Here is a 13,887-nt window from a genome sequence, read left to right as displayed (position 1 = left end):
CCGGCGTGGCCGGCGGTCAGGCCAGGGTGTCCTGGAGCTTGATCTTGCCGTCGTAGATGACGAACTTCTGGTTGGCGTTGTTCATGCACTTCCACAGGCGGACCTTGGTGCCGTTGGCGCGGGAGTTGCCGACGTCCAGGCACATCGGGCTGGCGGTGTCGATGGTGTCCTTGATGACGATCTCTCCTCTCCTGATGACCCAGAGCTGGTTGGTGTTGCTGACGCATTGCCACAGCTGGACCTGGGCGCCGTTGGTGCGGGACTTGGTGGCGTCCAGGCACATGGGGGTGGCGGTGCCGGCGGTGTCCTCGACCTTGATCAGGCCGTTGTCGATCACGAATCTCTGGTTGGCGTTGCCGACGCATTGCCACAGCTGGACCTTGGTGCCGTTGGTGCGGGACTTGGTGGCGTCCAGGCAGACGGGGGCGTCGTGGGTGAGGGTGTCGGGGGCGGGCAGGTGGGCGGCGGCCGTGGCGGCCGCGGCGGGCAGGACGGTGGACGCGCTCACGACGGCGACGGCGACGCCGGCCAGTAGGTGGCGAGCAAGCAGCATGGTGCCTCCTGGGCAGGTTGATCAGAACGCGAACACCATCCCGCAACTGAGGGTGATTGACCAGTTGCGTTAGGTTAATGTCTGGTCATCCACGCAATTGATCGGCATTCCGCGCCTGACCCGACCAGACCGGCCGGGTCAGGGACGCACGCCGTCCCGCCGCGGCGGCTCGGCGATCGCCGAGCGCCGGGTCCGGCGTTGCGGGCCCGGCGCCGGTGGGCCGAGCCCGTCACGCCAGGCTGATCAGGTCCGCGTAGCCCTCGTTCCAGAGGTCCTCGACGCCGTCGGGCAGCACCAGCACCCGCTCGGGCCGCAGCGCCTCGACCGCCTCCTCGTCGTGCGTGACCATCACCACCGCCCCCTTGTACGCGCCCACCGCCCTCAGCACCTCCGCCCGCGAAGCCGGGTCGAGGTTGTTGGTCGGCTCGTCGAGCAGCAGCACGTTCGCCCCCGAGCTGACCAGACCCGCCAGCGCCAGCCGCGTCTTCTCGCCGCCCGACAGCACCCCGGCGGGCTTGTCGACGTCGTCGCCGCCGAACAGGAACGAGCCGAGGATGTTGCGGGCTTCGCCGTCGCTCAGCCCCGGCGCGGCCAAGGCCAGGTTCTGCCCGACGGTTCGGGCAGGGTCGAGCGTGTCGTGCTCCTGGGCGAAGTAGCCGAGCCGCAGGCCGTGACCGTGCACCACCCTGCCGGAGTCGGGCGCGAGCCGTCCCGCGAGGATCTTCAGCAGCGTGGTCTTGCCCGCGCCGTTCAGGCCGAGCACCACGAGCCGCGCGCCCCTGTCGACGGCCAGGTCCACGCCGGTCAGGACCTCCAGGCTCCCGTAGGACTTGCCGAGGCTGACCGCGCCCAGCGGGACGCGTCCGCTCGGCGCAGGCTCGGGCAGCCGGATCCTGGCGACCTTCTCGGTACGGCGGGCGGGCTCGACCCCCGCCAGCATCCGGTCGGCGCGGCGTGCCATGTCGCGAGCGCGTACGGCCGTGGCCACGTTGGACCGCATCCTGTCGGCCTGGGCGCGCAGCGCGGCGGCCTTGCGCTCGGCGGCGGCCCGCTGCCGTACCCTGCGACGCTCGGCGGCCCCGCTGTCGGCGAGGTAGGTCTTCCAGTCGGTGTTGTGCACCTCCATCGCCGCCAGCTCGGCGTCCAGCCGCCATACCCTGTTGACCACGTCGGCCAGCAGGTCGGTGTCGTGGCTGATGACCACCAGGCCGCCCTGGTAGGAGGCGAGGAAGGAGCGCAGCCACGCGATGGAGTCGCCGTCGAGGTGGTTGGTGGGCTCGTCCAGCAGCAGCGTGCCCCGCTCCGCGAACAGAACCCTGGCCAGCTCGACGCGCCGCCGCTGGCCGCCCGAGAGGGTGCCGAGCGGCTGGGCCAGCAGCCGGTCGGGCAGGCCGAGGCCCGCCGCGACCCTCGCCGCCTCGGCCTCGGCGGCGTATCCGCCTCGGGCCTGGAACTCCGCCTCGGCCCTGACGTAACGGGCCATGGCCGAGTCCGCGGGGAGCTCGGCGAGGGCGAGTTCGGCGGCGCGCAGGGCGCGGACGGCCTCGTCCATGCCGCGGGCCGACAGGATGCGGTCGGTGACGGTGAGCGAGGGGTCGGCGGCCGAAGGATCCTGGGGGAGGTAGCCGACGGGGCCCGTGCGGACGACGGTTCCCGCGGCGGGCCTGCCCTGCCCCGCCAGGATCCGCATCAGCGTGGTCTTGCCCGCGCCGTTGCGGCCGACCAGGCCGACACGGTCGCCGGGGGCGATGTGGGCGGTGATGCCGGACAGCAGCAGACGCGCGCCGACGCGCACGTCGACATCACGAAAGGTAATCATGAGGTAACGCTCCGGATAAGCTCTTGGACACACGGGTGGTACGAAGGCGGGTGTCCGAGCTAAGAGATCCGGGGCGTAGACATGTCTGCCAGGCTAGAGGCACCTTTGGCCTGCGCGCATCCGGTTTTCGGTCAGGCCAGGCTCGCGCCGCCGTCCACGGTGAGCACGGTGCCCGTCACGTAGGCGTTGGCCATCACGAACAGCGCCGCCGAGGCCGCCTCCTCAGGCGTGCCGAACCTGCCGAGCGGCAGCGTGGCGCCGTGCTCGGCGACGGCCTGGTCGCCCGCGCTGTCGTGGCCCGCGCCGAAGGCGCCCCTCGGCGAGGAGGAGCGGCGCGAGACCTACGAGGGTCACACGACCGCGCTGGTGGCAGGTGGCGTGGAGTCGAGGACCGCCGCCCAGGACCTGCTGTTCACGGTGCTGGGGCTGGTGCAGTGGAACTTCTCGGTGCCGCAGCTGCGCAGGCTCGTCCTCGACGAGCCCGACGCGGCCAGGTCGCTGGCCCGCCGCAGGGCCACGGTCGTCGACCTGGCCCGCCTCATCGTCGAGCGGGCCTGACCAGGGCCGAGCACCAGGGCAGGATCAGCGAGCCATCTCCATGAAGCGGTCGCGCTCGTCGTCGGCCAGACGGTCGACGAACAGCACGCCGTCGAGATGGTCCACCTCGTGCTGCAGCACCCTGGCCAGTGTCCCGATGGCCCTGACCGTCACTGGCTTGCCGTACATGTCGCGACCGCGCGCGGTGACCCCGAAGGAACGCTCCAGCGGCCACCACAGGCCAGGCGCCGACAGGCACGCCTCGTCGGCCACGATCGTGCGCTCCGACAGCTCCAGCCGCGGGTTGACCAGGTGTCCCGCCCTGCCGTCGTAGTCGAAGACGACCACCCTGGCCTGCACCCCGAGCTGCGGGGCGGCGAGCCCGGCGCGTCCCGCGCCCTGGCGCATCGTGAGCGTCAGCGACTTGACCAGGCCGCGAAGCTCCTTGTCGAACGCGGTCACCGGCCGCGCGACGGCGCGCAGCACAGGATCGTCGAAAGCGCGGATGCGCTGCACGGCCACGGCAACTCCCCGAGAACGTTGTCGTCGTCCAGGAAACGATTCCCATTGCGGCGCGGGACGAACCGTCGCTCGCCCCGCGAACGAACACGAACCGGTGGATCGCCCGGCGGGCCCGGTCGAGGGAAAAGGCGCGATCGGAGTACACGATCTGTTCCGCCGCTCTTTCGCGCTGCTCACAGGGCCGAGGGTGAGGAGTGGGCGAGGGCGGCGGCCGAGCGCGGGCGCACCGCGGCAACAGCCACATGTGGCGCCTGCGCCATGACCTCGGCGACGACGGCGCCGTCCCGGTCCTGACCGAAGGGCGGCTCGACCGAGGAGGGGAGCGTCCGCCCGCCGATGCCGGGGGCGCACCCTGGCGCGGTGTTAACGCCGTGTTGCGCAGGTGAAACACATGCATTGATTGTTACGGCGGTGAGTGACATGTAACCGGCGCACCGTCACACATCGTCAAGGTGCGTAACCCGCCCTTCCTACGGTCGAGATCCCCGAACCGTAGGAGGAACGATGGCGCGCTGGATCGCCGACTGGCACCCTGACGACCCCGCATTCTGGGAGCGGGACGGCAAGCGGGTGGCCAGGCGCAACCTGGCCTTCTCCATCCTGGCCGAGCACGTGGGCTTCACCGTCTGGACGCTGTGGAGCATCGTCGCGGCCAAGATGGGCGCCTTCGACTTCACCACCGACCAGCTGTTCTGGCTGGTGGCGCTGCCCAACCTGATCGGCTCCGCGCTGCGGATCCCCTACACCTTCGGCCCCGCGAGGTTCGGCGGGCGCACCTTCACCGTGGTGAGCGCGCTGCTGCTGCTCATCCCCGCGGTGCTGCTCGGCGTCGCGGTCAGCGATCCGGGCACGCCGTACTGGGTGTTCCTGGTGATCGCGGCGACGGCGGGCTTCGGCGGCGGCAACTTCGCCTCCAGCATGGCCAACATCACCTACTTCTACCCCCAGCACAAGCAGGGCTCGGCGCTCGGCCTGAACGCGGCGGGCGGCAACATCGGCGTCAGCTCCGTGCAGCTGGTCATGCCGCTGGTGATCGGCGCGTTCGGCCTGGCCGCCGCCGGCTGGTTCTGGGTGCCGTTCGTCGTGGTGGCCGCCGCCTGCGCCTGGTTCTTCATGGACAACCTGGCCAGCGCCAAGGCCAGCCCCCGGGAGCAGTGGGCGGTGGCGGGCAAGGCGCAGACGTGGGTGATGTCCTTCCTCTACATCGGCACCTTCGGCTCGTTCATCGGCTACTCCACCGCCTTCCCCCTGCTGGCCAAGAGCCTGTTCCCCGGCTCGGCGTGGGCGGCGGTCGCCTTCGTCGGCCCGCTGCTCGGCTCGCTCATCAGGCCGGTCGGCGGCTGGCTGTCCGACCGCCTTGGCGGCGCGCCCGTCACGCTCTGGAACTTCGCCGCGATGGGCGCGGGCGTCGTCCTGGTCTGGCTGGCCAGCGCCTCTGGCAGCTTCTGGCTGTTCTTCCTGGCCTTCCAGACCCTGTTCGTCACCGCCGGCATCGGCAACGGCTCGACCTACCGCATGATCCCGGCCATCTTCCAGGCCAAGGCCGCCGAGCAGTTCGGCACCGGCGAACAGGCCCTCCTGTACGGCAAGCGCCAGGCCTCCGCCGCGATCGGCATCATCTCGGCCATCGGCGCGTTCGGCGGCTTCCTCATCAACCGTGGCTTCGGCATGTCCTTCGCGGCGACCGGCAGCCCCGCCGCCGCCTTCGTCGCCTTCGGCCTGTTCTACGCCGCCTGCTTCGCCGTCACCTGGTGGTGCTACACGCGCACGGTCGGCGTCGCCAGGCTCCCCAGCCTCGCCCACGCCCGCGTCTGAAACTTCTCACTGGCGCGGTGAGCCGCTGTTAGCACGTTAGTAACAGAAGGGACCCCGGTGTGAAACGGCCCAAAAGCACCATCGATCGCGTGACTTCTCCTACGCTCACCCATTGCCCGTACTGCGCGCTGCAGTGCGGCATGTCGCTGACCGTGGGGGAGCGGGTCACGGTCGAGGCCACCGACGCGCTGTGCCAGAAGGGCTGGACCGCCGCCGAGCTCCTGTCGAGCCCGGACCGGCTGACCACGCCGCTGCTGCACGGCCGTCCTGCCACCTGGGAGCAGGCGCTCGACCACGTGGCCTCCCGCCTGGGCGCGGTGCGCTCCGAACACGGTCCCGACGGCGTGGCCGTGTTCGGCGGCGGAGGGCTGACCAACGAGAAGGCCTACCAGCTGGGCAAGTTCGCCAGGGTCGCGCTCGGCACCAGCCAGATCGACTACAACGGCCGCTTCTGCATGTCGTCGGCGGCGGCCGCCTCGGTCAGGGCCTTCGGCGCCGACAGGGGGATGCCCTTTCCGCTGACCGACCTGGCGGCGGCCGACGTGGTGCTCCTGGCGGGCGGGAACGTGGCCGAGACCATGCCGCCGATCGTCAGGCACCTCACGCGGCCCGACCTGATCGTCATCGACCCCAGGCGCACCGCGACCGCCAAGCTGGCCGCGCTGCACCTGCAGCCGACGCCGGGGACGGACCTCGCGCTCGCGCTCGGCCTGCTGCACGTGGCGATCTCCGAGGGGGCTCTCGACAGCGAATACATCGCGCGTCGCACGTCCGGTTTTGAAGCGGTTCGAATTTCGGTGTCGGAATGGTGGCCAGAAAGGGTCGAGCGGGTCACGGGAGTTCCGGTGGCCGCCATCCGCCAAGCCGTACAAATGCTGAAAAATGCTAATAAAGCGGTGTTGTTGACGGGCAGGGGGGCCGAGCAGCACGCCAAAGGCACCGACACCGTCACCGCGTTCATCAATCTCGCCCTCGCCCTCGGCCTGCCCGGCACGCCGGGCTCCGGCTACGGGTGCGTGACGGGCCAGGGCAACGGGCAGGGCGGCAGGGAGCACGGCCAGAAGGCCGACCAGCTGCCCGGCTACCGCAAGATCGACGACCCTGCGGCCCGCGCGCACGTCGCGGCCGTCTGGGGCGTCGAGCCCGGCACGCTGCCAGGCCCCGGCCGCTCGGCCTACGAACTGCTCGACGCGCTCGGCACCGCCGAGGGGCCCAAGGCGCTGCTGGTCTTCGGCTCGAACCCGGTGGTCTCCGCGCCCAGGTCCGCGCACGTCACCGAGCGGCTGAAGAGCCTCGACCTGCTGGTCGTCGTCGACTTCGTGCTGAGCGAGACCGCGCGCCTGGCCGACGTGGTGCTGCCGAGCACGCAGTGGGCCGAGGAGAACGGCACCATGACCAACCTGGAGGGCAGGGTCCAGCTGCGGCGCAAGGCCGTCGAGCCGCCCGAGGGCGTGCGCTCCGACCTGGAGATCATCCAGGAGCTCGCGCTGCGGATGGGCCACACCTGGCCCGCCGAGCCGCGCGAGGTCTTCGACGAGCTGCGCCGCGCCTCGCAGGGCGGCACGGCCGACTACTCGGGCATCACCTACGAGCGCGACGGCCTGTTCTGGCCCTGCCCCACCCCGGAGCACCCCGGCACGCCGCGCATGTTCCTCGACCGCTTCCACACCCCCGACGGCCTGGCCAGGTTCGTGCCCGTCACGCACAGGGCGGCCGCGGAGGAGGCCGACGCCGACTTCCCCGTCTACCTCACCACCGGCAGGGTCCTGGCCCACTACCAGTCGGGGGCGCAGACCCGCAGGATCGCCCCGCTGGTCGAGGCCTCGCCCGAGCCGTTCGTCGAGCTCCACCCCGACCTCGCCGAGCACCTGAGCATCGGCGCGGGCGATCTCGTGCGCGTCAGCAGCCGCAGGGGCGCCACCGAGGGAGTGGCCAGGATCAGCGAAGCCATCAGATCCGACACCGTTTTCATGCCCTTCCACTGGGAGGGCGCCAACCGCCTCACCAATCCCGCACTCGACCCGACCTCACGGATGCCGGAGTTCAAGGTGTGCGCGGTCAGACTGGAGAAGGTCGCATGAGGCTCATCGTGATCGGCAACGGCATGGCGGGAGCGCGCCTGGTCAGCGAGGTGCGCGCCCGCGACAAGGAGATCAGGGTCACCGTGTTCGGCGCGGAGACCTGGCAGCCCTACAACAGGGTGCTGCTGTCGAACGTCCTGGCCGGGAGCTCGGGGCCCGACCAGGTACGCCTGCTGGATCCCTCCTGGTACGGCGAGCACGGCGTCGAGGCGGTCCTCGGCACCCCCGTCGTCCAGATCGACAGGGAGACCAGAACGGTGATCGCCGAGGACGGCCGGCGCGTGCCGTACGACGTGCTGGTGCTGGCCACGGGCAGCAGCGCGGTCGTCCCGCCGATCCCCGGCGTCGAGCGGGCCATCCCCTTCCGCACCCTCGACGACTGCCAGGAGATCCTGGCCGCCAGCCGTACCAGCTCCAGGGCGGTCGTGGTCGGCGGCGGGCTGCTCGGCATCGAGGCCGCGCGCGGCCTGGCGGGCCGCGGCCTGCCGGTCACGCTGCTGCACCTGGCGGGCCACCTCATGGAGCGCCAGCTCGACGCCGAGGCGGGGCTGGTGCTCGGCGAGACCCTCGCCGGCCTCGGCGTGGAGATCCGCACCGGCGTGAGCGCGGCCGAGGTGCTGCCCGAGGGCGTCAGGCTGGCCGACGGCACGCTGGTCGAAGGCGACCTCGTGGTGCTGGCCTGTGGCGTGCGGCCGGAGACCGAGCTGGCCGCCCAGGCGGGCCTGGAGGTGCGCCGCGGTGTCGTCGTGGACGACGAGCTGCGCACCGACGACCCCGCGGTCTTCGCGATCGGCGAGTGCGCCGAGCACGACGGCGTCGTCTACGGCCTGGTCGCGCCCGCGTGGGAGCAGGCCGCCGTGGTGGCCGACGTGATCACGGGCACGGCCAAGGACGCCCGCTACCGCGGCTCGCGCATGGTCACCAGGCTCAAGGCCAAGAGCGTGGAGCTGGCCGCGATGGGCGAGACCCACCTGACCGAGGAGCACGCGGAGGTGGTGCGCTTCAGCCACAGGGCGCGCGGCACCTACCGCAAGCTCGTCATCCGCGAGGGCCGCCTGGTGGGCGCGATCCTGCTGGGCGAGAGCGCCGCCGTGGGAACCCTCACCCAGCTCTTCGACAGGGGAGGGCCGCTGCCCGGTGACAGGGCGGGGCTGCTCTTCCCCGGCGCCGGGGGAGCGGCGGTGGCCGACAGCCCGGTCAGGATGCCGGACTCGGCCAAGGTCTGCCAGTGCAACAACGTGACCAAGGGCCAGATCAGGGCGTGCTGGGAGTCCGGCGCGCGAGACGTGACAGCGGTGGCCGCCGCGACCAGGGCCACGACGGGCTGCGGCACCTGCCGCGACGCCGTCGAGGGCATCGTCGGCTGGCTGTGCGAGCAAGAGGGGGTTTCCGCGTGAACAGGCTTGTCGTGGTGGGCTACGGCCCGACGGCGCACCGGCTGGTCGAGACCCTGCTCAGCAGGGGGTTCGACGGGCACGTCACCGTGTTCGGCGAGGAGCCGCTGCCCGCCTACGACAGGGTGGCGCTCACCTCCTACCTGCAGGGCGTCACCCTGGAGGAGCTGGAGTATCCCGAGCTGCCGGGTGTGGTGACGCGGCTGTCGTCCAGGGTCACCGGGATCGACAGGGCGGCGAAGGTCGTCACGACCGAGGACGGGCACGCCGAGCCGTACGACACCCTGGTGCTGGCGACGGGCTCCGCGCCGTTCGTGCCGCCCGTGCCCGGCGCCTCCGGCGCCTTCGTCTACCGCACGATCGACGATCTGGAGCGCATCAGGCAGGCCGCCTCGGGAGCCGCGCGGGGCGTGGTCGTCGGCGGCGGGCTGCTCGGCCTCGAGGCCGCCGACGCGCTGCGCGGGCTCGGCCTCGACACCCACATCGTGGAGCTCAGCCCGTGGCTGATGCCGCGTCAGGTGGACGAGGGCGGCGGCTCGGTGCTCAAGGGGCACATCTCCAACCTCGGGCTGAGCGTGCACGCGGGCGTCTCACTGGCCTCGATCGAGCCGGACAGGGTGGTGCTCAGCGACGGCGGCGTGATCGACGCCTCCGTGGTCGTCTTCTCGGCCGGCATCAAGCCCCGCGACGAGCTGGCCAGGGACTGCGGCCTCGAGGTCGGCGCGCGCGGCGGGATCGTCGTCGACGAGGGCATGCGCACCGCCGACCCCTCGATCTACGCGGTGGGCGAGTGCGCGCTGGTCGGCGGCATGGTCTACGGCCTGGTCGGCCCCTGCTTCACCCAGGCCGAGGTGGCCGTCGACCGGATGCTCGGCGGCTCGGCCGCCTTCCACGGCGCGGACATGTCGGCCAAGCTCAAGCTGCTCGGTGTCGAGGTGGCTCAGTTCGGCGCGATGGAGGGCGCGCTCGACGTCACCTACATGGACCCCGTGGGCGGCGTCTACAAGAAGCTGTTCATCTCCGACGACGCGCGGACGCTGCTTGGCGGGATCTGCGTGGGCGACGCGGCGCCGTACACCACGCTGAAGCCCTTCGTCGGCAAGCCGCTGCCCGCCTCCCCCTCCGACCTGCTGTTCACCGGCTCGGCGGCCGCTCTCGACCTGCCGGACGACGCCCAGGTCTGCTCCTGCAACAACGTCACGGCCGGCGCGGTGCGCGAGGCGATCTGCGACGGCGTCTGCGACGTTCCCGGGCTCAAGGCCTGCACCCGCGCGGGCACCACCTGCGGCTCGTGCGTGCCGATGCTGAAGCAGCTGCTGGAGAAGTCGGGCGTCGAGCTGTCCAAGGCCCTGTGCGAGCACTTCGACCACAGCAGGGCCGAGCTGTTCGACATCGTCCGCGTGCGCGGCGTCACGACCTTCTCCGAGCTGATCGCCATGTGCGGCAGGGGCAGGGGCTGCGACATCTGCAAGCCGGCCGTCGCCTCCATCCTCGCCTCCCTGCACAACGGCCACGTGCTGGACGGCGAGCGGGCCGCGCTGCAGGACACCAACGACCACTTCCTGGCCAACATCCAGAAGAACGGCACCTACTCCGTCGTCCCGCGCGTCCCAGGCGGCGAGATCACCCCGGAGAAGCTCATCGTCGTCGGCGAGGTGGCCCGCGACTTCGGCCTCTACACCAAGATCACCGGAGGTCAGCGGATCGACCTGTTCGGCGCCCGCGTCGAGCAGCTGCCGCAGATCTGGAAGCGCCTGGTCGACGCGGGCTTCGAGTCGGGCCACGCGTACGGCAAGGCGCTGCGCACGGTGAAGTCCTGCGTCGGCTCCACCTGGTGCCGCTACGGCGTGCAGGACTCCGTCGGCCTGGCCATCGCCCTGGAACTGCGCTACCGAGGACTGCGCTCCCCGCACAAGCTCAAGTCGGCGGTGTCGGGCTGCGCCCGCGAGTGCGCGGAGGCCCGCTCCAAGGACTTCGGCATCATCGCCACCGAGCAGGGCTGGAACCTCTACGTGGGAGGCAACGGCGGCTTCAAGCCCCGCCACGCCGACCTGCTGGTCTCCGACGTCCCCACCGACGAGCTCATCAGGATCATCGACAGGTTCCTGATGTTCTACATCCGCACCGCCGACCGGCTGCAGCGCACCGCCGCGTGGGTGGAGTCGCTGGACGGCGGCCTCGACTACCTCAGGTCGGTGATCGTGGACGACTCCCTCGGCATCTGCGCCTCGCTGGAGGAGCAGATGGAGCGGCACGTGGCCACCTACGTCGACGAGTGGCGCGCCACCATCGAGGACCCCGACAAGCTCAGCAGGTTCGTCAGCTTCGTCAACGCGCCGGGTGTCCCCGACCCCTCGATCGTCTTCGAGACCGAGCGCGACCAGATCAAACCCGTGCTGATCCCCCTCGACCGCCTCGGCTCGCCCGCCTGATCGCAAAGGAGCACCACAGATGACAGTCGCCGAACTGCCCGCCCGCGTCTGGGTCGCCGTCTGCGCCTACACCGCCCTGCTGCCGGAGCGGGGGGCGTGCGCGCTGGTGGAAGGCCACCAGGTGGCCCTGTTCCGCACCTTCGACGGCGACGTCCACGCCATCGCCAACCTCGACCCCTTCACCGGCGCCAACGTGCTCTCCCGCGGCATCGTCGGCAGCAGGGGTGAGGAGCCCACGGTCGCCTCGCCCATGCACAAGCAGGTCTTCTCGCTGGTCACGGGGGAGTGCCTGGACGACCCCTCGGTGAGCGTGGCCACCTACCCGACCAGGGTGACCGACGGCAGAGTGGAGGTGGGGCTTTGATCGCCCCGGCGGCGGAGGAGGCGGGATCCCCTGAGACCGCGCCCGACGCGCTGGCCGGGTTCACCATCGGGGTGACCGCGACCAGGCGGCGCGAGGAGTTCTGCGCGCTGCTGGAAAGGCGCGGCGCCCGCGTGGTCAGCGCTCCGGCGATCAGGCTCGTGCCGCTGGCCGAGGACACCGACCTGCTCGCCGCCACCCGCCGCAGCCTGGAGGCGCCCGTCGACGACGTCGTCGTCACGACCGGCGTCGGCTTCCGCGGCTGGATGGCCGCGGCCGAGGGCTGGGGGCTGTCGGCGGAGCTGTCGGACCACCTGACCCGCGCCAGGCTCCTCACCAGGGGCCCCAAGGCCAGGGGGGCGGTGCGCGCGGCCGGTCTCAACGACCACTGGACCCCCGCCACGGAATCCTGCGAGGAGGTCAAGCAGCACCTGCTCGCCCAGGACCTGCGCGGCCGCCGCATCGCCGTGCAGCTGCACGGCGAGCCGCTGACCGGCTTCGTCGCCGAGCTGCGCGAGGCGGGCGCCGACGTCATCGAGGTGCCCGTCTACCGCTGGCTGCCCTACCGCGACACCTCGCCGCTGCGCCGCCTGGTCACCCAGTCCATCGCGGGCGGCGTCGACGCGGTGGCCTTCACCAGCGCGCCCGCCGTCCTGGCGATGCTCGGCGCCGCCCGCGCCGACGGGCTCGAGGACGCGCTGCTCGCCGCCTTCGGCGGAAGGGTCGTCGCCGCGTGCGTGGGCCCGGTGACCGCGCAGCCGCTGGTGGCCAAGGGCGTGCCGGTGCTCCAGCCGGAGCGCTCCAGGCTCGGCGCCCTGGCCAGGACCCTCGCCAGGCACCTGCCGGCGCACAGCGTGACCAGGCTCGTGGCGGGAGGTCACGAGCTGGAGATCCGCGGCCACGCCGTCGCCGTGGACGGCGAGCTCAAGCCGCTGCCGCCCGCGCCGATGGCCGTGCTGAAGCGCCTTGCCGACAAGCCGGGGCACGTGGTGCCCCGTTCGGAGCTGCGGACCGTGCTGCCGGGCGGCTCCTCGCGTGAATCGGCCGAGCACGCGGTCGAGATGGCCGTCACCAGGCTGCGCAGGGCGCTCGGACCCGCAGGCATCGTCGAGACCGTGGTCAAGCGCGGCTACCGGCTGGCCACCCACCGCGGAGAAGGCCTGTGACGGCCTCCGCGCGGGGCACGCTGGTCATCGCCGCGCACGGGACCAGGAGCGCGGCGGGGGAGGAGACGCTGGCCAGGCTGGCCGCGATGGTGCGCGGCCTGCGGCCGGGACGGCGGGTCGAGCTGGCCTACCTCGAGATCAGCAAGCCGCTGCTGGCCGACGTCCTGGCCTGGCTGCCGGGCCCGGTCACCGTCGTGCCGCTGCTGCTGGCCGGCGGCTACCACGTCCACATCGACCTGCCGGACGTCGTGGCGCGCGCCAGGCCGGACGCCGCCGTCGCCAGGCCGCTCGGTCCTGACCCGCTGCTCACCCACGCCCTGGCCCGCAGGCTCGCCCGAGCGGGTCTGCGCCCGGCCGACGCGGTCATCCTCGGCGCCGCGGGCTCCTCCGACCCCGCCGCCCTCGCCGACGTGCGCGCCGCCGCCAGACTGCTGGCCGTACGGCTGTCGCGTCCCGTCACCGCCGCCTTCGCCACGGGAGGGGAGCCGACGGTGGGGGAGGCGCTGGACCGCATGCGGCACGGCCCAGCCCCTCGTGTCGCGCTCGCCTCCTACCTGCTGGCGCCAGGCTTCTTCCACGACAGGCTGTCGAACGCCGGCGCCGACCTGGTCACCGAACCGATCGGCGCCGACCCAGACCTCGCCGCCCTGGTGTGGGCCAGGCACGATCAGGCGGCGGGCTCCAGCCGCAGCCCCTTGATGATCTCCTCGGCGCCGGCGTCCCTGGAGGGGCCCGCGTCCGCGCCGACGAACATCTCGTAGTAGGCGTGCTGGAAACATCCGGCGAGCAGCAGCCGCGCGCTGCCCACGGGATCGACTGACGGCGCCACCCTGCCGAGCCGCTGCTCGGCCTCGAGATAGCCCGCCAGCGGAAGGATCTCGGCCATCGGGCCGAGACCGGTGTCGCGGACGGCCTCGCGGAAGCGGACCGTGACCGCGGGGGAGGTGAAGGCGGGCAGCGCCGCCGACTGGACCTCCAGGTAGTAATCGATGCCCGCCCGTGCGATGGGGAGCAGGTTGTCGCTCACCTGTCCCTTTCCCACGAGGTGGGACAGGTTGTGCAAGATACGCAGCCAGAGCGGAAGGCGGTCCTGGAGCAGCGCGAGGAAGAGGTCGACAGGGCCTCCGCCGCGCTCCTCCCTCAGCGACAGCGCCATCTCGAGCACGCGCCGCCTGGTCTCCTGACTTCTCTGGTGCGGGTCCACATG

12 protein-coding genes are annotated in these 13,887 nt (G+C 71.9%); 7 read left to right on the top strand and 5 right to left on the bottom strand.

Translation table 11 applies throughout. The annotated features are described in order from the left end of the window. Positions 1-16: 16 nt before the first annotated feature. The 4 genes from FHR33_RS45670 to FHR33_RS45655 form a co-directional block, all read right to left on the bottom strand. A complete protein-coding gene (locus tag FHR33_RS45670; protein WP_183643474.1) occupies positions 17-553 on the bottom strand; it encodes an RICIN domain-containing protein in 537 nt (178 codons plus the stop codon). 229 nt (positions 554-782) lie between these two features. Next, positions 783-2,372, bottom strand: coding sequence for an ABC-F family ATP-binding cassette domain-containing protein (locus FHR33_RS45665; RefSeq protein ID WP_183661747.1), 1,590 nt, complete (start codon positions 2,370-2,372; stop codon positions 783-785). 131 nt (positions 2,373-2,503) lie between these two features. Beyond that, a complete protein-coding gene (locus FHR33_RS45660) occupies positions 2,504-2,623 on the bottom strand; it encodes an SDR family oxidoreductase (protein WP_183662320.1) in 120 nt (39 codons plus the stop codon). A gap of 331 nt (positions 2,624-2,954) precedes the next feature. Continuing rightward, positions 2,955-3,431, bottom strand: a complete 477-nt coding sequence (locus tag FHR33_RS45655) for a peptide deformylase (RefSeq protein ID WP_183661745.1) — start codon at positions 3,429-3,431, stop codon at positions 2,955-2,957. Between the two features lie 504 nt (positions 3,432-3,935). On the opposite strand from FHR33_RS45655, the gene FHR33_RS45650 reads away from it, so the two are divergent. The 7 genes from FHR33_RS45650 (at position 3,936) to FHR33_RS45620 (ending at position 13,441) form a co-directional block, all read left to right on the top strand. Beyond that, positions 3,936-5,246: an MFS transporter gene (locus tag FHR33_RS45650; protein ID WP_183661743.1), complete on the top strand. Its 1,311-nt coding sequence runs from the start codon at positions 3,936-3,938 to the stop codon at positions 5,244-5,246. Positions 5,247-5,386: 140 nt separating this feature from the next. Then, the gene (locus FHR33_RS45645; RefSeq protein WP_183662318.1) at positions 5,387-7,327 is read left to right on the top strand and encodes a molybdopterin oxidoreductase family protein; all 1,941 of its coding nucleotides are present in this window, start codon (positions 5,387-5,389) and stop codon (positions 7,325-7,327) included. Continuing rightward, a complete protein-coding gene (locus tag FHR33_RS45640; protein WP_183661741.1) occupies positions 7,324-8,724 on the top strand; it encodes an FAD-dependent oxidoreductase in 1,401 nt (466 codons plus the stop codon). Before FHR33_RS45645 ends, FHR33_RS45640 begins: the two co-directional genes overlap by 4 nt. Next, positions 8,721-11,153 carry a nitrite reductase large subunit NirB gene (gene nirB, locus FHR33_RS45635; RefSeq protein ID WP_183661740.1) on the top strand — a complete coding sequence of 811 codons (2,433 nt, stop codon included), beginning with the start codon at positions 8,721-8,723 and terminating at the stop codon, positions 11,151-11,153. The genes FHR33_RS45640 and nirB overlap by 4 nt, the downstream gene beginning before the upstream one ends. Before the next feature lie 19 nt (positions 11,154-11,172). Then, complete coding sequence (nirD, locus tag FHR33_RS45630; RefSeq protein ID WP_183661738.1) at positions 11,173-11,517, top strand: nitrite reductase small subunit NirD; 345 nt, start codon at positions 11,173-11,175, stop codon at positions 11,515-11,517. Further along, positions 11,514-12,680: a uroporphyrinogen-III synthase gene (locus FHR33_RS45625; protein ID WP_183661736.1), complete on the top strand. Its 1,167-nt coding sequence runs from the start codon at positions 11,514-11,516 to the stop codon at positions 12,678-12,680. The genes nirD and FHR33_RS45625 overlap by 4 nt, the downstream gene beginning before the upstream one ends. Next, positions 12,677-13,441, top strand: a complete 765-nt coding sequence (locus FHR33_RS45620) for a sirohydrochlorin chelatase (protein WP_312896075.1) — start codon at positions 12,677-12,679, stop codon at positions 13,439-13,441. The genes FHR33_RS45625 and FHR33_RS45620 overlap by 4 nt, the downstream gene beginning before the upstream one ends. Here the strand turns inward: FHR33_RS45620 and FHR33_RS45615 are convergent. Further along, positions 13,348-13,845 (bottom strand): hypothetical protein, encoded by a 498-nt coding sequence (locus tag FHR33_RS45615; RefSeq protein WP_183661734.1) that lies wholly within the window; start codon positions 13,843-13,845, stop codon positions 13,348-13,350. The genes FHR33_RS45620 and FHR33_RS45615 overlap by 94 nt on opposite strands. Between the last annotated feature and the right edge of the window lie 42 nt (positions 13,846-13,887).

Origin of the sequence: Nonomuraea dietziae (genome assembly GCF_014195505.1) — a bacterium.
Classification (GTDB): domain Bacteria; phylum Actinomycetota; class Actinomycetes; order Streptosporangiales; family Streptosporangiaceae; genus Nonomuraea; species Nonomuraea roseola.
Note: the sequence above shows the minus strand (reverse complement) of the source record. Positions and strands in the feature narration are given on the sequence as shown.